The 21,668-nt window shown below is 61.9% G+C and carries 18 protein-coding genes and 2 tRNA genes; 8 read left to right on the top strand and 12 right to left on the bottom strand.

What is annotated here, in order from left to right; genetic code table 11:
- Window positions 1-48: 48 nt before the first annotated feature.
- The 8 genes from M52SOB_RS01640 to rfaQ are packed head-to-tail and all read right to left on the bottom strand — an operon-like array spanning window position 49 to window position 9,462.
- Window positions 49-1,194, bottom strand: coding sequence for a glycosyltransferase family 9 protein (locus tag M52SOB_RS01640; RefSeq protein ID WP_131110245.1), 1,146 nt, complete (start codon window positions 1,192-1,194; stop codon window positions 49-51).
- Window positions 1,176-2,390, bottom strand: a complete 1,215-nt coding sequence (locus M52SOB_RS01645) for a glycosyltransferase (protein WP_131110247.1) — start codon at window positions 2,388-2,390, stop codon at window positions 1,176-1,178. The genes M52SOB_RS01640 and M52SOB_RS01645 overlap by 19 nt, the downstream gene beginning before the upstream one ends.
- Window positions 2,375-3,529 carry a glycosyltransferase family 9 protein gene (locus M52SOB_RS01650; RefSeq protein ID WP_131110249.1) on the bottom strand — a complete coding sequence of 385 codons (1,155 nt, stop codon included), beginning with the start codon at window positions 3,527-3,529 and terminating at the stop codon, window positions 2,375-2,377. Before M52SOB_RS01650 ends, M52SOB_RS01645 begins: the two co-directional genes overlap by 16 nt.
- Window positions 3,530-4,372: a polysaccharide deacetylase family protein gene (locus M52SOB_RS01655; protein WP_131110251.1), complete on the bottom strand. Its 843-nt coding sequence runs from the start codon at window positions 4,370-4,372 to the stop codon at window positions 3,530-3,532.
- A complete protein-coding gene (locus M52SOB_RS01660; protein WP_131110253.1) occupies window positions 4,369-5,454 on the bottom strand; it encodes a glycosyltransferase in 1,086 nt (361 codons plus the stop codon). The genes M52SOB_RS01655 and M52SOB_RS01660 overlap by 4 nt, the downstream gene beginning before the upstream one ends.
- On the bottom strand, window positions 5,451-7,226 hold the full coding sequence (msbA, locus tag M52SOB_RS01665; protein ID WP_172601720.1) for a lipid A export permease/ATP-binding protein MsbA: 1,776 nt from the start codon (window positions 7,224-7,226) through the stop codon (window positions 5,451-5,453). The genes M52SOB_RS01660 and msbA overlap by 4 nt, the downstream gene beginning before the upstream one ends.
- Before the next feature lie 35 nt (window positions 7,227-7,261).
- Window positions 7,262-8,386: a glycosyltransferase family 4 protein gene (locus tag M52SOB_RS01670; RefSeq protein WP_131110255.1), complete on the bottom strand. Its 1,125-nt coding sequence runs from the start codon at window positions 8,384-8,386 to the stop codon at window positions 7,262-7,264.
- Complete coding sequence (gene rfaQ, locus M52SOB_RS01675) at window positions 8,383-9,462, bottom strand: putative lipopolysaccharide heptosyltransferase III (RefSeq protein WP_131110257.1); 1,080 nt, start codon at window positions 9,460-9,462, stop codon at window positions 8,383-8,385. Before rfaQ ends, M52SOB_RS01670 begins: the two co-directional genes overlap by 4 nt.
- A 47-nt stretch (window positions 9,463-9,509) precedes the next feature.
- Between rfaQ and M52SOB_RS01680 the strand changes: the two genes are divergently transcribed.
- Window positions 9,510-10,268 (top strand): glycosyltransferase family 2 protein, encoded by a 759-nt coding sequence (locus tag M52SOB_RS01680; protein WP_131110259.1) that lies wholly within the window; start codon window positions 9,510-9,512, stop codon window positions 10,266-10,268.
- 214 nt (window positions 10,269-10,482) lie between these two features.
- Here the strand turns inward: M52SOB_RS01680 and M52SOB_RS01685 are convergent, their stop codons facing one another.
- Together M52SOB_RS01685 and thiC are read right to left on the bottom strand one after the other, a co-directional pair.
- The gene (locus M52SOB_RS01685; RefSeq protein WP_131110261.1) at window positions 10,483-11,865 is read right to left on the bottom strand and encodes a chloride channel protein; all 1,383 of its coding nucleotides are present in this window, start codon (window positions 11,863-11,865) and stop codon (window positions 10,483-10,485) included.
- A complete protein-coding gene (thiC, locus tag M52SOB_RS01690; protein WP_131110263.1) occupies window positions 11,843-13,681 on the bottom strand; it encodes a phosphomethylpyrimidine synthase ThiC in 1,839 nt (612 codons plus the stop codon). Before thiC ends, M52SOB_RS01685 begins: the two co-directional genes overlap by 23 nt.
- Before the next feature lie 264 nt (window positions 13,682-13,945).
- Between thiC and M52SOB_RS01695 the strand changes: the two genes are divergently transcribed.
- Window positions 13,946-14,905 (top strand): carbonic anhydrase, encoded by a 960-nt coding sequence (locus M52SOB_RS01695; protein ID WP_284155259.1) that lies wholly within the window; start codon window positions 13,946-13,948, stop codon window positions 14,903-14,905.
- Here the strand turns inward: M52SOB_RS01695 and mutY are convergent.
- Together mutY and M52SOB_RS01705 are read right to left on the bottom strand one after the other, a co-directional pair.
- Window positions 14,889-15,932, bottom strand: coding sequence for an A/G-specific adenine glycosylase (gene mutY / locus M52SOB_RS01700; protein WP_131110267.1), 1,044 nt, complete (start codon window positions 15,930-15,932; stop codon window positions 14,889-14,891). The genes M52SOB_RS01695 and mutY overlap by 17 nt on opposite strands.
- Before the next feature lie 7 nt (window positions 15,933-15,939).
- Window positions 15,940-16,013: transfer RNA gene (locus tag M52SOB_RS01705), tRNA-Gly, on the bottom strand.
- A gap of 138 nt (window positions 16,014-16,151) precedes the next feature.
- Here M52SOB_RS01705 and M52SOB_RS01710 point away from each other — a divergent pair.
- The 6 genes from M52SOB_RS01710 (at window position 16,152) to ampD (ending at window position 21,157) form a co-directional block, all read left to right on the top strand.
- Complete coding sequence (locus tag M52SOB_RS01710) at window positions 16,152-17,081, top strand: polyprenyl synthetase family protein (RefSeq protein WP_131112385.1); 930 nt, start codon at window positions 16,152-16,154, stop codon at window positions 17,079-17,081.
- 24 nt (window positions 17,082-17,105) lie between these two features.
- Window positions 17,106-17,182: transfer RNA gene (locus M52SOB_RS01715), tRNA-Pro, on the top strand.
- A gap of 107 nt (window positions 17,183-17,289) precedes the next feature.
- Entirely contained in the window at window positions 17,290-17,514 is a 225-nt protein-coding gene (locus M52SOB_RS01720; RefSeq protein ID WP_131110269.1) for a PP0621 family protein, read from the top strand.
- Window positions 17,515-17,516: 2 nt separating this feature from the next.
- Window positions 17,517-19,127: a sensor histidine kinase gene (locus M52SOB_RS01725; protein WP_131110272.1), complete on the top strand. Its 1,611-nt coding sequence runs from the start codon at window positions 17,517-17,519 to the stop codon at window positions 19,125-19,127.
- Window positions 19,124-20,464 carry a sigma-54-dependent transcriptional regulator gene (locus tag M52SOB_RS01730; RefSeq protein ID WP_131110274.1) on the top strand — a complete coding sequence of 447 codons (1,341 nt, stop codon included), beginning with the start codon at window positions 19,124-19,126 and terminating at the stop codon, window positions 20,462-20,464. The genes M52SOB_RS01725 and M52SOB_RS01730 overlap by 4 nt, the downstream gene beginning before the upstream one ends.
- Window positions 20,465-20,596: 132 nt before the next feature.
- Complete coding sequence (gene ampD, locus M52SOB_RS01735) at window positions 20,597-21,157, top strand: 1,6-anhydro-N-acetylmuramyl-L-alanine amidase AmpD (RefSeq protein ID WP_131110276.1); 561 nt, start codon at window positions 20,597-20,599, stop codon at window positions 21,155-21,157.
- Window positions 21,158-21,668: the final 511 nt, after the last annotated feature.

The following is a 21,668-nucleotide window of genomic DNA, read 5'->3' on the forward strand; positions in this document are numbered from 1 at the left end:
GTTCGTTATTTGATTTCCGAATGGCGCCAAGATGGAGTTAATCAGTGTTCAAGCAGGCATTGTAGGTTGATTGTATTTAGACTGAAGACGCGACTGAAGTGCTGCGACGATCATCTTTGGTGAAAAAGAAAGACATACTCGGCTCTTGTTGTGGCAAACATAAGGGCTATCGAAGGCATGAGAGCAAGGTGCGCATTGGGCATCTGGTTTGATGATTATCGAGTTCGGCCCCAGAGGACGTTGATCATCGGCATCGGCCGGGCCCATGATGTCGATGACTGGCACATCGAGAGCATCCGCTAGGTAGGTTACCCCTGAGTCCACGCCGATATAGGCGTCGAGAGTACTGAGCAATGCGGCTAGCTCCTCTAGCTGCCATTCTCCGGTGGTGTTAATCACACGTTCGCCTACCAACTTGTTCTGTAAATCTGCAGCGGTCTGTCGATCGCGCTCCGTGCCAATGAGAACGAGCGTGGCATCAGTGGCAGCAAGGATTGCTGCTGCTAGCTCGAGTAGGCTTGTAGTGGGCAACGACTTCATCGGGTTTCCGGCGCTGATACCAAGGCCGATGTATTGGCCGAGTCCATCTTTACGAATTTTTGCTGCCTTTTGTTGTGCATGGATTGGCGGAGCGGGCACCTCGTTGCGCATCGATAATAATTGTGGAGTGACTTCGATCCCTAACCCTGACAAAGCATGCAACGCAGTTTCGCGGAACAAACGACCATGCAGATGCTGTATTCCATGACTCAAGAATGGCCAAGCGATTCTTGCTATACCGATGCGACGGTCGGGAAGCAAGGAGATGCGCCTTGGAATACATGCCCAGAGCGGGACGAGATAGGTTGCTAGATTGGGGCTGAGAACCAAAATGCTGTCAAAGCGGCGCCTCAAGAGACGATAAAACCAAATTTTTCCTCGCCAGCCTCTAAAGCCATGTGCAGGGAGAGTAACGACCTCGTCGATCGAATCGAGATGCTGTGCCAGAGGTAAATTTACTGAATGAATCAATCCCGTTACGTGCGCATTAGGAATGTGTATGCGCAGTGCCCGGAATACTGGTGTCGAATTGATGAAATCGCCTATTTTTGCAGTTTGTACGATCAGGATGCGCTTTGGCTTTTGATGCTGCTTTATCCGACAACTAAGCCAAAGCACAGGGGAAGCAATCCAGGTCAGCATGAGCCAGAACATGCAGCCTCCCCAAGGTGTCTTTCTACGCCACTCACGTAATTCTCGATCGAGAATCTCTCTCGCACACGCTTTTGGCCAGCAATACCCATTTGGGTGCGCAATTCATTTTTGGTCAACAATTCAGCCAAGGCCATGGCCAAACGGTCGATATCGCCATGTGGATAAAGAAATCCGGTTTCACGATCGACGACGAGTTCTCGGGAACCGACAGCATTGGCTGCAACGACGGGTTTGCCGAGGAGCATTGCCTCAAGGATGACGCGGGGCAAGCCTTCGCGGCTCGATGCTAGTACGAAAACATCCATCGCTGCAACGAGCGAAAGGGGGTCTTCCTTGAAACCGGTGAAATGGACTCTTTCCGATATTTTCAAATCATTCGCAAGAGCCTGTAACGCGGTGGCTTCCGGCCCTTCGCCAACGATCATCACATGTGCACGTAATCCGTACTCATCTTCGAGTTTAGCAACCGCCAGTAGCAAATCTGAAACCGATTTGCGTTTGACAAGCTGCCCAACCGTGCCGATGATCAATTGATCTTCTGAAACGCCATCGGGAAGACAAGGAGCGGGAACTGTTTGCGCAATATCGATGCCGTTATGAACAATAGAAAGCTTTTCCACAACGATTCCTTGCACTTTAAGAGAATCCGCTACACCTTGCGAGACGCATATGATCCGCTTGGCTAGACGATTGACGATAGAGATTTCCTCTGCATTCAGGCGTGTGTCGATGCGACAGTGCTGTACCACCGGCACATTAGCGATTTCCGCTGCCAGATAGCCTTCCAGATTCGAGGAAGGCTGATTGTTGAGATAGAGCAGATCGAAACGGCCATCGCGGATCAGTACACCGATTCGCTGGGCATTGGGCTTGATTCGCCAGCGCTTTTCGATGGTAAAGAGTATTTTTTCGCGCCAGTCGCGCCGGATGCGCAATAAGCCGCGTGCCAACTCCTTGCCAATCTTCGCCCACAGCGGCTGTTTCTCACGGGGTAATACGATGAGCGGGACACCGATTCTGGCCAATTCCTCCGACAAATGCGGCCCGTCTCTTCCCTTGCGATAGTCCGAGTAAAAGCAGCAGGTGACAGAAAAGCGCCGACGGTCCAGCCGCTTGAGCAGCTCCATCATGCTGTTCGTGCCACCTCCCCATTCGTGGCCGGTATCGAGGAGCAATATTCTTATTCTTTCTTGCATGCCGATCTTTCCAGTATTTGAGAGACGGCGCTGACGACCTCATCGACGGTGATGTTGGCCATACAAATCGGTTCTGGGTAGGTGCAACGCTTCGATAAACAGGGATTGCAAGTCCGCCATTTCCGAATGATCAGGTGACGATCAAGATCGTAGGCAGGCCCTGAGCGTGATGGGTCAGAGACGGCAAATAGCGCGACGACTGGGGTGCCGATGGCGACGGCAAGATGCATAGGGCCTGTGTCGCCAGTGACGAGTACCTTTGCTTTTTTCAGCAAAGTGGGTAATGCGTGCAATGGAAGTTCGCCGGCGCTCGCCCAGGCAAGGCGGGAATTGCCGAGGCTACTTTCATTGATCGTGGCAGTGATTTCTTCACAGAGAGGCCGCTCCTTTGGCGAGCCCGTGACGATAAATCGCAAATCAGGTCGGCTTTGCAGTAATTGCAAAGCTGCCTCGATGAATCGTGCTTTTGGCCAGCGCCGGCTGGTAGTCGAGGCGCCGGGCTGTAAAGCAATGATTGGTGCTGAAAGCAATCCGACTTTCTTCAGCCATTCCTCAGCAAGTTGTTCGCCATCCTGATGAGGCGGAACCACCATCCGTCGATCAAAGGGTTCTTTAGCCCCCGCTAGTCGGACAACGGCCAGTCGCTGGTCAATGCCATGACCCAAGTCTTCCCAGCGATACTTTGGTGTTGGGTTCGAGAGCAGAAAGCTCCACGAATTGGTATTCGGTAGTTTGAAAATGTGTCGAGCGCCCGAAAGATAGGCGAGCGGAGTCGCTTGTGGTTCATTGCCATGCAGGATGACTGCAAGATCATAACCCTTCAGTCGTCTTACTGCGGTGAGGAATTGTGCCCACTTGTTGTTGTAGGGAAAGAGTTCGTTGACATCAGGAAAACCTTCGAAGAGTCCAAGCAGTGATGGATGAATGGCCCAGGTAATATGCGCTTCGGGATAGGTTAAGCGCAAGGCCCGTAGTGCAGGGGTGGAGAGCAGCGAGTCTCCCAATGCCGTGCACGAAATTGCCAAAATTCTGCGAATGGCGGGTGTGCCGAGCTCTTCGAGCGGACGTGGTCGTTTGTCCCTGTTTCGTTGCCATTTCAACCAGAGGTAAAACAGTCCTTTCAATGGCGCAAATTGCATTTACGCCCCCCGCAGCGCCAAATAAGCCGTTGCCAACCAAGGTCGACGATAGATCTCGATGCGCTTGCCAAACCACCTTCCATCACGGTTCTTGATGACGATGCGCGGGATGGAATCCCTGCCCATGGTTGGCATAAGCACCCCTCGTTTCGTCGTATAGCGATAACGATAGCCGAGCTTATCGGCTGTCTGGCCATAACCAGCCAAATCGAGGCCCCAAGGCCAACACAAATGCGCCGTCGTTTTTCCCAACCGTTCACGCAACGTTTCACGCGAGTCGTGCAGATCTGCAGCAAGGCGTGCGAGGCGCTTTTCGGGATCGGTTTCGATCTGGTCCCAGCGCGTATGAGTGTGCGTATGCGAATGGAACTCGAAGGTGCCGGCCGCGATCATGGCCTCGATTTCGCTCCAGCGCAGCATGACTTCATCGGCGCGGCCGCTGGCGATCAGGCGCTTGCAGGTCTTGTGATCGGGTGTGGCGGGGAGGGGTGACGTCTCGCCAGCGCAGAGTTTCGACGCGCCCGCATGGGGACGCGGCGCCCCGCCGCCGATCCAGCCGGTGACGATGAAGATGACGCCATGCAAGCCGAACTCTGCCATCACCGGATGGGCATGGACCCAGTTGTCGAGATAGCCGTCGTCGAAGGTGATGACGATGCTTTTTTCGGGCAGCGGGCTGCCGGAAAGAAAGCGCGCCAGGTCGTCGAGGCCCAGCGTGCGCCAGCCGTGCTCGGCAAGATGGCGCATCTGGGCGCGGAAGTTTTCCGGCGAGACGGTGACCAGGCCCGGGTTGGGGCTGACATGGTGATACATCAGCACGGGAACGGCTTTGGCGGTTTTCATCGTGTCTCGATGAGACTTTCATAGACGTCGAGCATGCCGGCGACCATCGCCAGACGCGAAAAGCGTTGGCGGACTTTTTCGCGTGCGGCTTCGCCCAGGGCGCGCCGCCGCGCGGGATCGGCCAAGAGGGCGATGATCGCCTCGGCCAAAGTCGGTGGATCATGGACCGGCACCAAGAGGCCGGTCTTGCCGTCGTCGATCACTTCCGGGACGCCGTCGACGCGGCTGCCGATGGCGGCAAGCCCCATGGCGCCGGCTTCGACGAAGGCGGTGCCAAGCGCTTCCTGATGGGTAGGCAGGACGAACAGGTCGAGGCTGGCGAGCACATTCACGACATCGCGCCGCAGGCCGAGCAGATGGACGTATGCGCCGAGTTGCAGTTCGGCGATGCGCCGCTCGAGGTTGGCGCGTTGCGGGCCGTCGCCGGCGAACACGAAGTGCGTATCGGGAAAGCGCGCCAGCACCGCGGGGATCGCTTCGAGCAGCTCGGCATGCCCTTTCTTTCTGCGCAGGATCGCCACCGTGCCGACGAGGGGCGCGTTTTCCGGCAGGCCGAGCTCGGCGCGCAACGTGCCCCCACCGGCAGGCGCGACATAGCGTGTCAGATCGATGCCGGTATGCACGGTCGAGATGCGTTCAGCGGGAATGCCGGCCGAGGCGAGCGCGCGCGCGACATGGTGGCTGACCGCGACGACGTGATCGGGGAGCACGCTGTAGGTGAAACGTGAGGTGATCGGCAGCGCGAGGTGACGGGTGCGCACGATGCATGGGCGGCGCATGAGCGAGCGGGCGGCCATGCCGGCGAGTTGGGTGTCACGGCCGCTGTGGGTATTGACCACGTCGGGGCGCACATGAGCCATGATGCGGCGCAAGCCGAGGATGGCCGGCAGATCGATGGCCAAGCGCATCGGCGTTTCGAACACGGGGAAACCCGCCTCGCGCGCCCGCGCGCCGAGCCGCGCGCCCGGCTGGCAAATGATGAGCGCCGTATGGCCGAGCTCGCGTAAGCCGAGCATCTCGTTGAGGGTGCGGTTTTCCTGACCGCCCCAGCCGAGCGAGGATTCCGTATGGAGGACGATCATGCCGCGCCTTCTGCAAACTGCAGCCGGTAAAGCCGCGCGTAAATCCCGCCTTGGGCGAGCAGCTCGGCGTGGGTGCCGGATTCGACGATGCGCCCCTGGTCGAGCACGACGATGCGGTCGGCATTTTCGATCGTCGACAGGCGGTGGGCGATCACCAGTGTGGTGCGGTGCTTCATCAGCTCGTCGAGCGCGGCCTGCACGGCGCGTTCGGATTCGTTGTCGAGCGCCGAGGTGGCTTCGTCGAGGATCAGGATCGGCGCGTTCTTGAGCAATGCGCGCGCAATCGCGATGCGCTGCCGCTGACCGCCGGAGAGCTTGACGCCGCGTTCGCCGACACGGGTCTGATAGCCCTGCGGCATGGCCATGATGAAGTCGTGCGCATGGGCGGCGCGCGCAGCGGCTTCGATGTCGGCCTGGGGCGTATTTGCCAGTGTCCCATAGGCGATGTTGGCGGCTACGGTGTCGTTGAAGAGCACGACCTCCTGGCTCACCAGGGCGATGTTGGCGCGCAGCGAGGCGAGGGTGAGTGTCTCGATCGGCTGACCGTCGATCAGGATGCGGCCCTGTTCGAGAGGATAGAAACGCGGCAGCAGGTTGGCCAGCGTCGTTTTGCCGCTGCCCGAGGCGCCGACCAGGGCGACGGTTTCTCCGGGACGGATCGTCAGGCTGAGATTTTCGAGGGCGGGTCGTTCGCTGCCAGGATAACGGAAAGTGACGTTCTCGAAGACGAGTTCGCCACAGGCGCGTGGCAGCTCCAGGGTGCCGTCATCGGGCTCCGGAGTTTCGTCGAGGAGCTGAAAGACGCTTTCGGCCGCGGCCAGCCCGCGTTGCAGTGGCGCATTGACGTCGGCCAGGTGCTTGAGTGGAGCGAGCAGCATCAGCATCGCGGTGATGAAGGAGACGAAGCTGCCGACCGTGGTTTGCGCTTCGGCGGACTGCAGCAGTGCGGTGTAGATGACGATGCCGACGGCAATGGCGGTGAATAGCTGCACGAAGGGTACGATGGCCGCCGCCGCGACGGCCTGACGCATGTTTTGACCGCGCAAATACTGGTTCGCCTGCAGAAAACGCCGCGCCTCGTAGTCCTGGCCGCCGAAGATCTTGACGATTTTCTGACCGCCGATGGCTTCTTCGAGGATGTGGGAAAGGGTGCCCATCGCATGCTGCGATTGGCGGCTGGCGCGCCGCAATCGGCCGCTGAAGGCCTTCACGACCAGCGCGATTAGCGGACCGACGGCGAGTGCGACCAGTGTGAGCTGCCAGTTGAGCCAGAACAGCCAGGCCAACAGCCCGACTATGGTGAGGGAATCGCGCACCAAGGTCGTCAGTGCCGAGGTCGCCGCACCGGTGACGTTCGAGACATCGTAGGTGATGCGCGACATCAACGCGCCGGTGCTCTGGTTGTCGTAGTAGCGCGTCGGCAGGCGCAGCACCTTGTCGAACATCGCCACGCGCAGATCCATCACGACATGGTTCGTCACCCACGCCATCAGGTAACCACCGGAAAACGACAGGATGCCGCGCAGCAGGAAGATGCCGACGATGGCGATCGGCGCGATCCACAGGTCATTGCGTGCCTGACCCGAAAAGCCCTTGTCGAGCAACGGTTTCATCAATGCCGGAAACAGCGGCTCGGTAGCCGCCAGCAGCACCATGCAGACCAGCGCCAGCGCAAACCCTTGCCAATAGGGGCGCACATGGCCGAGCAGGCGCAGATACATCTGCGCGCTGCTGGCGACGGAAGGGGGAGCCTTGGATTTCCTGGCGGGCATCTGGGAAACGGGCAAAAACCCGGGTGAAACCGAGATTATAGACGGCCGGCTTGCCCGGCCCTCGGCGCCCCGGCCAGGCAACGCTGGTAGAGGTCCAGCCATTGCGCCGTCATTGCCGCGGGCGTGAGCGCAGCGACGCTTTCCCGCGCCACCGCTCGCAACACATCGGCATCGCCAGCGAGCAGGGCGTCGAGCGCAGCGGCGAGCGCCACCGGGTCGCGCGCGGCGCAGACGGCGCCATTTTCACCGGGGCGGATCAGCTCGGCCGCGCCGCAATTTTCCGTCGTCACCACCGGCAGGCCGCAGGCCAAGGCTTCCAGCGCGGCGTTCGGCAGCGGGTCGTAAATCGTCGGCAGGCAGAATAGATCCGCCGCCGCGTAAAAGGGGCGCACGTCGCTCTGCGCACCCAGGAAACGCACCCTTTCGGCGACGCCGAAGCGCAGGGCCAGTCGCCGGTAACGCGCTTCATGTTTGTCACGGCCGACGATCCAGGCTTCGGCGCTACGGGTATTCATCTGCGCGAGCGCCTCGATCAGGGTCGCCACCCCTTTCCGTTCATAGCCGGAACCGACGTAGAGGATCACCGGTGCCGTCTCGCCAGCGCCGAGTTTGGCACGTGTGACTTGGCGATACTCCGCGCGCAGACCGGGGTGGAAATGCGCAAGATCGACGCCGTTGTAGATGACGTGAAGCTTTCCCGTCGTCTCCGGAAAGCGCCGCGCGATGTCGTTGGCCACCATCTTTGAGTTGCAGATCACGGCGCGCAAGTCGGGATGGCGGAACATTGCCGCCTCGGCGGCCAGCGTGTAGCGATGCCAGGGCGAGAGGCGCCAAGGCTTGGTGGACAATTCGAGCCAGGTGGCATGTACGCCGTCACCGGCGCGAAAAATGTGGCAGCCGGGGATACGTTCGTGGCTTTGCACGAGATCATAGCGGTCGGCGGCGATGATCTTTTGCACGCAGCGGGCGAAGCTCCAGTCGCGCCAGGTGCGGCCGAGATAGAAGGGATCGCATGCGATCCCATTGGCATCGCCTTGCCAGGCGCGCGCAATGATGTCGACCGTCACGCCCTGGGCGCGCAGCGCATCGAGCGCCTGGGCGACGAAACGCTCGGCGCCGCCATAGGGCGTGTATTTTTGGCGCACGATCGCAATTTTCACTTCAGCAATTCCTCGCAGGCTGCCAGCACCTCGGATACCGGCAGTTCGGTCAGGCAGGCGCTCACTTTGCTGCCTTCGCAACCGTCCTGGCCACAAGGCCGGCAGGGGTGATGGCGGGAAGCCACGACGCGATGCGCTACGTTCCACGGCCCCCATTCTTTGTCGCCCGAGGGGCCGAAGATCGCCACTGTCGGTGTGCCCATCGCCGCTGCGATGTGCATCGGCGCCGAATCGACGCCGACGAACAGGCGCGCCCTGGCCGTCAGTGCGGCGAGCTCTTTCAGGGTGAGCTGGCCGGAGAAATCGAAAGTCGGCGCTGACAGAACGGCACGCCGGGCGAGGATCTCGGCGACCAGCGCCTTTTCCTTGGCCTCGGGCGCTGCGGTGAGCACGAGCGGCCAGCCGCGCGCCGCCAGCGCGTCGCACAGGGCGGCGAATTTCTCCGCCGGCCAGCATTTGAACAACCAGCGCGAGGCGGGGTGAAGATGGATGAAACCGCCCGGCGGCAAGCCGTGCTGCTTCATGAGTGCATCAATCCGGGCTTCTGCGTCCATGCCGGGGATGAGGATCACGCGCTTGTCTTCCGCCTTCGGCTCCAAGCCGAGCGCGCGCAGGCTATCCAGGTTCGTCTCGACGGTGTGGCGCTCTGGATGCGATTGCGCCGGGTAGAAGTGCGTGAAGCTCTTGGCCCAGAAACTTCCGCGGTAACGGGGGGCGACCGACCAGCGTGGTTGGAGGAGACGCACGAGCCACGCGCCGCGGCGGTGCACCGAGAGATGGATGACCAGGTCGTAGTGGCGCGCACGCAAAGTCGACAGGAGCCGCCATTCGTTGGTGAGCTGCGCGGCAAGCCCGAGGCGCTTCCAATTGCGGTCGATGGTATGAAGCTGGGTGAGCGCCGGATGGAAATCGAGCATCGGCGCGGTGTCACGATAGACCAGCGCATCGATCTCGCACTGCGGCGCCGCGTGTTTCAGCGCCGAAAGCACCGGCGCGGCGAGCAGCACGTCGCCATGGTGGCGCAGCTTGACGACGAGCGCCCGGCGAAGACCGGCCAGATCGGGAAATGATGGCATCGCGGGATTTTACCGGGCAGACCGATTCCCCGATTTACAATGCCGCCATGCCCTGTCTTTCGGCCGTCGTCATCACCCGCGATGCCGCTTCCCAGCTGGTGAAGTGCCTCGATTCGCTCGCCTTTTGCGATGAAATCCTCGTCGTCGATTCCGGCAGCAGCGACGGCACGGTCGAACTCGCCCGGCGCCGCGGCGCGCGGGTGATCGAGACGCATTGGCGCGGCTATGGCCCGCAAAAGCAGTTCGCGGTGGAACAGGCAAGCCATGATTGGGTGCTGTGCGTCGATGCCGACGAATGGGTCAGCGGCATGCTCAAGGACAGCATCTGTGCCGCGCTGTCGGCGCCGAACTTTCCTGCGTATGAGTTCGCCCGCTGCAACCGCTTCATGGGGCGTTATTTGCGGCATGGCGAGGGCTATCCCGACTGGAGCCTGCGCCTGTTCGATCGCCGCAAGGCGCACTGGTCGAGCGATGCGGTGCATGAGCGTGTGGTGACGGAGGGGCCCGTCGGCCGGTTGGCCGGCGATCTGATGCACGATTCGGCCGAATCGCTGGAGCGCTATCTGGAAAAACAGAACCGCTATTCGAGCCTCGCCGCACAGGCTCGACTTGCGGCCGGCAAGAAAAGTTCGGCTTGGCAGCTGATCGGTTCGCCGCTCATGCGTTTCGTCAAGTTCTATTTCCTGCGCGCTGGCTTCCTCGACGGCCTGCCGGGTCTCGTGCACATCCTGATCGGCTGCTTCGCCAGCTTCGCCAAGCATGCGAAGATGATTGCTTCCAGAAGAAATCAGGGAAACGCTGAATAAGTCTGCTGCGCGACGACTTCTTCAGCGTTTCCTTAACGTGAAATACAAATCAAAAAGTGCGCCGCCATTCGTTTCCTTGACGGCAGACTCCCTTCGCGGCGCAAGCCGCGCACGAAGTCTCCCCTCCCGCGAGGGAGGGGCTGGGGGAGGGCGGGCGTTTATTTTTGCGCATGGGTATTTCATCCTCTGTGGGTGCAGATTGCCGGCATGCGCGTTAGCCGTCGCGCGGCGCGCTCATCATCCGTTGCGCCAGCGTGTGATAAAGCGGCGGGCAGAGGGCGCGCGAGACGGCCGAGGCGAGCAGCGCGGTGAGCATCAGGTCGATGACGATGCCGTAGCCGCTGACCATTTCCATGACGATGACGAAAGCGGTGATCGGCGCCTGGGTGACGGCGGCGAGGAAGCCGGCGGCGCACAGCACCAGCACCGTGCCGCTGTGGAGCTGCTCGGCAAGCAGTCCGGCAATGTTGTTGCCGATGCCGGCGCCGATGGCCAGGGAGGGCGCGAAGATGCCGCCCGGAATGCCGCTGGCGTAGGAGATGAGGGTGGCGAAAAACTTGTCGAGGCCGAAATGCCAGGGCAGCTGGGCATCGTGTTCCAGCAGGTTGCGCGTCTCGGTATAGCCGGTCCCGATGCTGCTGAAATCGCTCAGATAGCCGATCAACGCGATCAAGAGGCCGCAGACCGCGGCATAACGGATTGGATGAAGACTGCGGTAACGGTTGAAAAATGGCCCCTCGCGGGCGCTGACGGCCAGCATCAGACGGGCGAAGATGCCACCGCTCAGTCCGCAGACGAGGGCAATCGCCACCACCCAGACCATCTGCAGGTTGCTCTTGAGGCCCGTGTAGCTGACCCAGCCGAAATAAGCGCCGGCGCCGAAGAATGCTTGCGAAACCACACCGGATATCACGATGGCGACGATCAACAGGCCGCTCATGCGTTGTTCGAGACCATGATTGAGCTCCTCGATGGCGAACATGATCCCGGCGATCGGCGCGTTGAAGGCCGCGGCGATGCCGGCTGCCCCGCCGGCGGCGATCAAATGACGGCGCTGGATGTTCAGGCTGCGGTGCAATAGTCCGTCGAGGCTGTTCATCACGGCCGCGCCGACCTGCACCGTGGGCCCTTCCCGGCCGGCGGAGAATCCGGCGAAGAGTGCGGCGGCACCGAGTACGATCTTGCCGAAAGCGATTCTCAGGCTCAGCAGCGGCGCGTGACCGGCCGGTGGCTTGGTGTGATGGATCTCGACGATGGCCTGCGGGATGCCGCTGCCCTCCGCGCCGCGAAACCAGCGGCGCGTCGCCCAGACCACCAGGGCGCCGCCAGCCGGCCCGATGAAGAGCGGCCACCACCAGAATCTGTCGTACAGGGTGTGAAAGCCGCGCACCGCGCCCTCGGCCATTTCGGCAAACAACACGGCCAGCAGACCGACGCAGACGGCCCCGCCCCACAACAGCAGGCGGCTCGTCCATAAGCGCAGATAAGCGGCGCGCCAGCGGCGCGATTGCTCCCAGCGGGTGATGAGGCTGGCGATCGGGGCTCGCGCTGTCCTTGCCGAAGCGGGCCCGCCCTCAGGCGTTGCGATAGACCTCACCTCCCTGTGCGACGAACTCGATCGCCTTCTCCTTCATGCCCTGTTCGGCGTATTCGCGTACGTCCTGGGTGATCTTCATCGAGCAGAAGTGCGGCCCGCACATCGAGCAGAAGTGGGCGAGTTTCGCGCCCTGCTGCGGCAGCGTCTCGTCGTGGAATTCACGCGCCTTGTCCGGATCGAGGCCGAGGTTGAACTGGTCCTCCCAGCGGAACTCGAAGCGCGCCTTCGAGAGCGCGTTGTCGCGCACCTGCGCACCCGGATGGCCCTTGGCGAGGTCGGCGGCATGCGCAGCGATCTTGTAGGCCATGATGCCGTCCTTGACGTCGTTCTTGTCGGGCAGGCCCAAGTGTTCCTTCGGCGTCACATAGCAGAGCATCGCGGTGCCATACCAGCCGATCAGCGCCGCGCCGATCGCGCTGGTGATGTGGTCGTAGCCAGGCGCGATGTCGGTGGTGAGCGGCCCCAGCGTGTAGAACGGCGCTTCCTTGCACCATTGCAACTGCAGCTCCATGTTCTCCTTGATCATGTGCAGCGGCACATGGCCCGGGCCTTCGATCATCACCTGCACGTCGTGCTTCCAGGCGATGTCGGTGAGCTCGCCCAAGGTTTTCAATTCCGCCAGCTGCGCTTCGTCGTTGGCGTCATAGATCGAGCCGGGACGCAGGCCGTCGCCCAAGGAAAAGGCGACGTCGTAGGCCTTCATGATCTCGCAGATCTCCTCGAAGTGCGTGTAGAGGAAGTTCTCTTTGTGATGCGCGAGACACCATTTGGCGAGGATCGAACCGCCGCGCGAGACGATGCCGGTGAGCCGCTTCGCGGTCATCGGGATGTAGCGCAACAGCACGCCGGCGTGGATCGTGAAGTAATCGACGCCCTGCTCGGCCTGCTCGATCAGGGTGTCGCGGAACAGTTCCCAGGTGAGTTCCTCGGCCTTGCCATCGACCTTTTCCAGCGCCTGATAGATCGGCACGGTGCCGATCGGCACCGGAGAGTTGCGGACGATCCATTCGCGCGTCTCGTGGATGTTCTTGCCGGTGGACAGATCCATCACCGTGTCGCCGCCCCAGCGGATTGCCCAGGTCATCTTGTCGACTTCTTCCTGGATCGAGGAAACGAGCGGACTGTTGCCGATGTTGCAGTTGATTTTCGTCAGGAAGTTGCGGCCGATGATCATCGGCTCGGATTCGGGATGATTGATGTTCGCGGGAATGATCGCCCGGCCGCGCGCCACCTCGTCGCGGACGAATTCGGGCGTGATGACCTTGGGGATGCTGGCGCCGAAGCTCTGACCCGGGTGCTGCGTCTGCAAAAGCTCGGAAAGACCCTCGAGCCGCTGGTTCTCGCGGATGGCGACGAACTCCATCTCAGGCGTGATGATGCCGCGCCGGGCATAGTGCATCTGCGTGACGTTCATGCCCGCTTTGGCACGACGCGGCAGCCGTTGATGCGCCATGCGCAGGCTGGCGAGCGCCGGGTCGGCGAGCCGGGCGCGGCCGTATTCCGAGGTCTGCGCCGGCAGCCGTTCGGTGTCGCCACGCTCTTCGATCCATTTCTCGCGCAATGGGGGCAGCCCATGGCGCAGGTCGATCTTCACCGTCGGGTCGGTGTAAGGGCCGGAACAGTCATAGACATAGATCGGCGGATTCTTCTCGCCGCCCATGCTGGTCGGCGTATCGGACTGGACGATCTCGCGCATCGGCACGCGGATGTCGGGCCGCGAGCCGGTGACATAGACTTTTCTCGAGTTGGGGAGGGGTTGTATCGCCGCGCCGTCCACATGGGCTTCGGCAGCGACGAATTTGTCGTTGGCGTTCATGCAATCTACTCCAAGGGTGAAGCCGCGAAACTACTGGAATCCTGCCCCGAACGCAACCGTGCCGCCGCGATTGCTATAAAGTGCGCGAAGAAAATGCCGTAATGGCCGGAAGCGAAAAGAACGGGAAACGTGATGTCGGCAAGGAGATACGGGGCGGCCGCAATCGGGGCGGCATTTCTGACGGGGTGGTTTGCGAGCGGATGGGCGGCAGACAAAGCTGCGCCTGCCGGCGAGGTACCCGCGACCAAGCCACGCTTGTTCGAGGTGCCGCAGATCGACAAGTCGAAGGCGGAAGACCCGTTCAAGGACGCGCCATCAGCCGCCAAGCCCGCCCCTGCCGAGAAAGCTGCCGTCACCGCGCCGCCGCCGCGGAAACCGCCCTTAGCTGCCACGCCACGGCCGGTACTGAAGATGCCGGAGCTTTCCGCCGCACAGGAGCTCACCCGCCAGCAGCGCGAGATGATGCTAGCGACTTCCGGGCCGCGCAAGGCTGCTGCCGCCAAACCGAAGGCCGCCCAATCCGAGCGGCCGGCCGAGGTCGATTTCAGCCAGGTGCATTGGGGTTACAGCGGCCTCGGCGCGCCGGAAAATTGGGCGAAACTGCCCGGCAACGCGCTCTGTGGCAACGGCAAGCGGCAATCGCCGATCGACATCCGCGGTGGCATCCGCGTCGATCTCGAACCGATCAAGTTCGACTATCGGCCAACGCAGTTCCGCATCACCGACAACGGCCACACCGTGCAGATCGATGTCGCCGAGGGCAACACCATCACCGTGATGGGTCGCTCCTGGCAACTGGTGCAGCTGCATTTCCACCGCCCCTCCGAAGAGCGTGTCAGTGGCAAGAGCTACGAGATGTCGATGCATCTGGTGCATCGCGACTATGCGAACAATCTCGCGGTGATCGCCGTGCTGATGGAGCGCGGGCCCGAACACCCGGTGATCCAGACGTTGTGGAACCACCTGCCGCTCGATACCGGTCTTTCCGTCGAGCCGCCGAACGTCGCGATCGATCTGATGAAGCTCTTGCCCGAGCGGCGCGACTATTACACCTACATGGGCTCCCTGACCACGCCGCCGTGCACCGAGAACGTGCTGTGGATGGTGTTCAAGGAGCCGATCCTCGTCTCACCGGAGCAGATCGGCATCTTCGCGCGGCTTTACCCGAACAACGCGCGGCCCGTGCAGCCTGCCAACGACCGACTGATCAAGGAATCGCGCTGAGCAGCTTGCGGATCGGCGCCGGCAGTGCGGCCCGATCCAGCTCGGCTTGATCGAGCCAATGCAGGCCGGTCTCGGCCAGGCCGCATTGGGCGACGACATCGCAGACCAGCGGCCGGATGCGCAGGCAAAAATGCGTGAAGCCATGCGTCGAAGTCGGCGCTGGCGAGACGGCACCCACCTTCAGCCCCAGCACATCGCGGGCATAGTCGAGCGGCTCACGGTGTTCCGGCAGCTCTGGCAGCGACAGCAGCCCGCCCCAGATACCCGCGGGGGGACGTCGCTCGAGCGCGATACGCTTTGCCTGCCTCAAGACCAGCACCGTGATTTCGCGTTCCGGCAGATCACGCTTGGGACGTGCCCTCGGTAGCTCGTCCGTGCGGCCGCTATGCAAGGCGATGCAATCGCCTGAAACCGGACAGGCCGCGCACCGCGGCCGGCTGCGCGTGCATACCAGCGCCCCCAGGTCCATCAACGCCTGGAGATAGGTCGGCACCTGCCGATCGGGCAGCCGGGCGGCGGCCTCGCGCCAGAGGCGAGCCTCGACCGCAGGCGAGCCGGGAAAGCCCTCGATGCCGAGATGGCGGCAGAGCACGCGTTTCACATTGCCGTCGAGAATGGCCACGCGTGCGCCGAAACAGACCGCAGCGATCGCGTTCGCGGTCGAGCGGCCGATACCCGGTAACGCGGCGATGGCCGCCGGATCGTGTGGAAAACGGCCGCCATGCTGCGCGACGATGATCTGGGCGCAGCGATGCAGATTGCGCGCCCGTGCGTAATAACCCAGGCCGCTCCACAGCGCCATGACCTCTTCCACGCTCGCCGTAGCCAGCGCGGCGAGATCGGGAAAACGCGCGACGAAGCGCGCGTAATAGGGAATCACGGTCGCCACCTGTGTCTGCTGCAGCATGATTTCCGCGAGCCAGACACGATACGGGTCGCGCAGCTTCTGCCAATCCCATTGCCAGGGCAGATCATTGCGGCCGTACCGGCGCTGCCAGGCGATCAGCCGTTGCGCGAAGGATTGCATGGAGGAATGGAGCGGGTGAAGGGAATCGAACCCTCGTATGCAGCTTGGGAAGCTGCCGTTCTACCATTGAACTACACCCGCGAAAGGAGCCGCAGAATCTGGCGAAGATTATAATGCATCGTCTTTGCGCGCACAGGTCGCCGCGGCCGCGGCGCGTGTTGCGTATCAACGGATGACATCTTGGAACCCACGCCCCTTCTTTCCCTGATCGCCAGCGACATGCAGGCGGTGGATGCGGTGATCCGCAGGCGTCTTCATTCCGACGTACCGCTGGTCCGTCAAATCGCCGAATACATCATCGCCGGCGGTGGCAAGCGGCTGCGGCCGGCGTTGCTGCTGCTCGTCGCCGGCGCCGTCGGTTATCGGGGGACACATCACCACGAGCTGGCTGCGGTCGTCGAGTTCATCCATACCGCCACGCTGCTGCACGACGACGTCGTGGACGAATCGACCCTGCGGCGCGGCAAAGAGACGGCCAATGCCCATTTCGGCAACGCCGCAAGCGTGCTGGTCGGCGATTTCCTCTACTCAAGGGCCTTCCAGATGATGGTCGGCGTGGGCCAAATGCGCGTGATGGAGGTGCTCGCCGATGCGACCAACATCATCGCCGAAGGCGAGGTGCTGCAGCTGATGAACTGCCACAACGCCGACCTCTCCGTCGACGACTACTTGCAGGTGGTGCGTTACAAAACCGCCAAGCTGTTCGAGGCCTCGGCGCGACTCGGCGCGATTCTCGGCGCGGCGGAGCCAGCCCTGGAGGAAGGTCTGGCCGCCTATGGCATGCACCTGGGCACCGCCTTCCAGATCGTCGACGACGTGCTCGATTACTCGGGTCAGGAAGAAGAGCTCGGCAAGAGTCTCGGCGACGACCTCGCCGAAGGCAAACCGACCCTGCCGCTGATCCACGTGATGCAAAACGGCAATGCCGAGCAGGCGGCCGTGGTGCGCGGCGCGCTCGAACACGGCGGGCGCGAGGCTTTTCCCGCGGTCATCCGCGCGGTCAGGGAAACCGGGGCGCTCGACGCCGCCCTGGAAGTGGCGCGTGGCGAAATCGCCCTGGCGGGTGAAGCGCTCGCATCGCTTCCCCATAGCCAATATCGGGAGGCTTTGCTACAATTGGCGTCTTTCGCGGTGGCCAGACGTTATTGACCGGTCTGGCCCGGCAACGGTCATCGGGGTGTAGCTCAGCCTGGTAGAGTACTGCGTTCGGGACGCAGGAGTCGGAGGTTCGAATCCTCTCACCCCGACCAATTCCACTGAATTTGCTTATCATGCGACACAGAGCGACGCGATGACGCGTTGCCCTGCCGGATGACCTGATGATCATCCGTTTCGCCAAGGAATTGGACGCCCCTCAATGTCGAAACTGTTGCTGCTGCTCGCCATCCTCGCCTTCGTCGTCTGGTTGCTGGTGCGCCAACGCAAGGCCGATACCCACAGGGAGGCACCTAAGCCCCGCCCTGCCGAAAAGATGGTGATCTGCGCCCACTGTGGCGTACATCTGCCGGAAAGCGAGGCGGTGAGCTTCGAGGGGCGCCATTATTGCTCTGCGGAACACCGGCAGCAGGGGCCTGCCGCCTGAGAATGGCCCGCACGCCATCTGCCATCCAGGATCTCAACAACCAGGCCCGCTGGCGGCTGCTGAGCTATTTCTCCTGGTACCGGCTCATCGTCGCCGGTTTCTTCTTCGGCGTCATGCTGCTCTCCAGTCGGCCGCTCAACATCGGCTCCCAGGAGCCGCGTTTATTCCTGTGGACGAGCGGCATTTATGTGATCCTGTCGATCGTGGCCCTCGTCGGAGAGACCCGCTGGCGAAAAGCCTTCGATCTGCAACTGAGTGCGCAGGTCATGGCGGACATCATCTGTCTGACCCTGATGTTGTATGCCAGTGGCGGCGCGAAGAGCGGCATGGCGATGATGTTGATCGTCGTTCTGGTCGGCGCGGCGTTGGTCGGGCAAGGGCGGCTGGTGCTGTTCTATGCCGCAGCGGCCAGCCTCCTGCTGCTCGCGGAACAGGCTTGGCGCGTCGCTTTCCTGCAAGGGGATGCCGGTGATTTCTTTTACACCGGACTCACTTGCATCGGCCTGTTCGGTTCGGCGATCGCCGCGCGTCTGCTGGCCAACCGGATGATCGCCAACGAGGAGCTGGCGCGCCGTCGCGGCATCGAACTCGCCGATCAGCTGCGCATCAACGAGCGCGTGATCCGCGACATGCAGGATGGCGTGCTGGTCGTCGATGTCGAGGGCAGCGTGCGACAGTGCAATCCGCGCGCCCGTGCTCTGTTGGGATGCACCCTTGCCCATCCCCGCTCGCTGGAAGATTTTTCGCCCCTGCTCGCCGAGGAGTTTCGTTTACGCAAGACGCGTGGCATCGAATCCGAGCGAGTGATACAGGTGCCCTGGACCGGGCGCGATGTGCGCGTGCGCTTCCTGCCGCCGGGCGAAGGCGGCAATGCGTTGATCTTCGTCGAAGATGTCGGCCGGCTGCAACAGGAAGCACGGCAGGTCAAACTCGCCGCACTCGGCCGCCTGACCGCAAACCTCGCCCATGAAATCCGCAATCCGTTGTCGGCGATCAGCCATGCCGCCGAATTGCTGGCCGACGAACCACCGGGCAAGGGGGTCGAGCGGCTGACGCGCATCATCATCGACAATGCGCAGCGGCTGAATCGTCTGGTCTCCGAGGTGGTCGAGCTGGGCCGGCGCGATCGCGTCAATCCCGAAACGATCGAGCTCGGCGAATTCTTCCGTCATTACCTCGACGAGCGCTCGTTGCAGGATGCAGGCAGCGCCGAACGCATTGCGATCGAAGTCCCTGCCGGCCGGTTCGTGCGTTTCGACCGTGGTCATCTGCACCGCATCATCGCCAACCTGCTCGACAATGCACTGCGCTATGCCAGCCAGTCACGGGGCGCCGTGCGCGTCTGGTTTGAGGAAAGCCCCGCCCAGGACCGTCTGAGCCTACACATCGTCGATGACGGCAAGGGAATCGACGAGACCGAGCGCGATCGCGTTTTCGAACCGTTTTTCACCACGCGCTCGAGCGGCACCGGGCTGGGCCTGTATATCGCCCGTGAGCTGTGCGAGGCGAACGGCGCACGCCTGTTCCTGCTCGAGAATGCCCCGGGAGCGCATTTCTGCATATCATTTGCGCCATTCCGTAATGAAACGGCCGAAACGAGTGTGCAAGCATGACGCCAAGAGTGCTGATCGTCGACGACGAAGCAGACATCCGCGAGTTGCTCGACATGACCTTGGCACGCATGGGGCTCGAATGCGATAGTGCCGCCAGCGTCGCCGAGGCCAAACGGCTGTTGCGCGAACGAGCCTATCAGCTGTGTCTGACCGACATGCGCATGCCCGATGGCGATGGCCTGGAACTGGTCCGCGAGATCGAGGCCCACTACCCGACGTTGCCGGTGGCGGTGATCACGGCGCATGGCAGCACCGAAAATGCCGTCGCGGCGCTGAAGGCCGGCGCCTTCGACTATCTCGCCAAGCCGGTGTCACTCGCCCAGTTGCGCACGCTGGTCAAATCCGCCCTTGCCGTCCCCGAAAGCAAGGCTGGCACTGTGGCACGCTGCCAGGAACTGCTTGGTCGCTCGCCGCCGATCGTCCAAGTGCGCGAGCTGATCGCCAAGGTGGCGAAGAGCGAAGCGCCCGTCTATATCTCGGGGGAATCCGGCAGTGGCAAGGAGCTTGCAGCCCGGCTGATCCACCAGGGCAGCCGGCGGCGTGACGAGCCGTTCATCGCGGTCAACTGCGGCGCGATCCCGGAAAACCTGATGGAAAGCGAATTCTTCGGTTATCGCAAGGGGGCATTCACGGGCGCCGACAGCGAGCGTGAAGGTTTCTTCCAGGCAGCCGATGGCGGCACGCTGTTCCTCGACGAAGTCGCCGACCTGCCCTTGCCGATGCAGGTAAAGCTGCTGCGCGCGATCCAGGAAAAGCATGTGCGGCGTGTCGGCGCGACGACCGAAGAGCCGGTCAATGTGCGCATCATCTGCGCAACGCATCAGGATTTGCGCCAGCTGATGGAAGCAGGGCGCTTCCGTCAGGATCTGTTCTTCCGGCTCAACGTGATCGAGATCCATATGCCGGCCTTGCGTGAATGCCGCGAGGATGTAGCCGAATTCGCGCAGCGCATCCTGGAAAGACTTGCCACCGCCAGTGGCTTGCCAGTGCCACGACTCACTTCCCAAGCAATGGCTGCACTGATGGCCTATGACTTTCCCGGCAATGTGCGCGAGCTCGAGAACATCCTCGAACGGGCGCTCGCTTTGCATGGCGGCGACGTCATCGACAGCGAAGATCTGCAATTGCAACCGCCGAAAGTCGGCGGTGCCGAGACGGCTGGCATCGGCGGCAAGCCACTCCAGGAATTTCTCGACGAACAGGAACGCCAGGCGATTCTCGATGCGTTGCAAAAAACCCGTTACAACCGCACGGCAGCCGCGCGTTTGCTGGGTGTGACCTTCCGCTCACTGCGCTATAGGATGGAGCGGCTGGGGCTCAATGAAACCTCTGCCTAACTTGCTGCGCGGGCGGTCTGCTGCGTTGCGCGGTGCTCGGAAGTTCGCCTACCTCAACAGGTATGTCTCGCATCCTGCGCTCGGTGCGCCTTGCATCCCACTCCGCTCGCGGCGTTATGCAGAGGTTTCTCAATGAAGCTGCAATCTGAAGCGCTCGGCTCGCTCGATGCCGCAGGCTGGCTGACGGGGGCGCAGCGCATTGTCAGCCCCAATTGCGACGAGCGCCCACCCGGCACAACGATCGATCTCATCGTCATCCATGCCATCAGCCTGCCGCCGGGTGAATTCGGCGGCGGCGCGGTGATCGACCTATTTACCAACCGGCTCGATCCCGCTGGTCATCCTTACTTCGCCTCGCTTGCCGGAACGAGGGTGTCGGCACATTTCTTCGTGCGTCGCGATGGGAAGCTTTCCCAGTTCGTCTCCTGTCATGCGCGCGCCTGGCATGCCGGTGTGTCGTGCTGGCGTGGCCGCGAGCGCTGCAACGACTTTTCGCTTGGCATCGAACTCGAAGGAGACGATTTCACGCCGTTTTCCGACGCGCAATACGCAACGCTCGGCATCCTGCTCGAACGCTTGCGACATTTCTTCCCGTTGACCGAAATCGCTGGTCATGCCGACATCGCGCCAGGCAGGAAGATGGACCCGGGACCGTTCTTCGACTGGTCGCGCATTCCGCGCCTGACGTCTTGAACCGATCGCCACGATGCCTTGGCCGCTGCTCTGAAAACAGCAGGGGCGACGTGGCATGATCGCAACATGGTTGCGCAAATCTTTTCATTCCATGTGACATATATCTTGCATTGCCTGAATCGGGACACTACTATTAGTCGCAAATAGCCCTCTCCCTACTATATCTAGTAGGTCGAAACGACAGCCAACCGCAGAAGCCAAGAAAGGCGGGCATGCAGGATAAGATCAGGCGCACGACCGAAACGAGTGCAGCGCAAACCGGACGTCACACCGGACGCGATAACGCATTCCGCCGATCTCTTCCTCCCGTCATCGCCGCGAAATCCTCTCTCCTTGCTTTTCCCTCTCAGCGCTCGATGCTCGCAGAGTTGCCTGGCCGTGCTTCCGCGAAGCCTTCCAAAACAAAGGGATGGCCGTGGAAAGCCCTTGAATTCATCAATTCCGGTCCGCCGGCATTGTTGAATAATCCCCGTCGTAGTCACAGGCGGGGAGTTATCTTTCCCTTTCTCAA

Origin of the sequence: Sulfuricystis thermophila (assembly GCF_004323595.1) — a bacterium.
Lineage (GTDB): Bacteria > Pseudomonadota > Gammaproteobacteria > Burkholderiales > Rhodocyclaceae > Sulfuricystis > Sulfuricystis thermophila.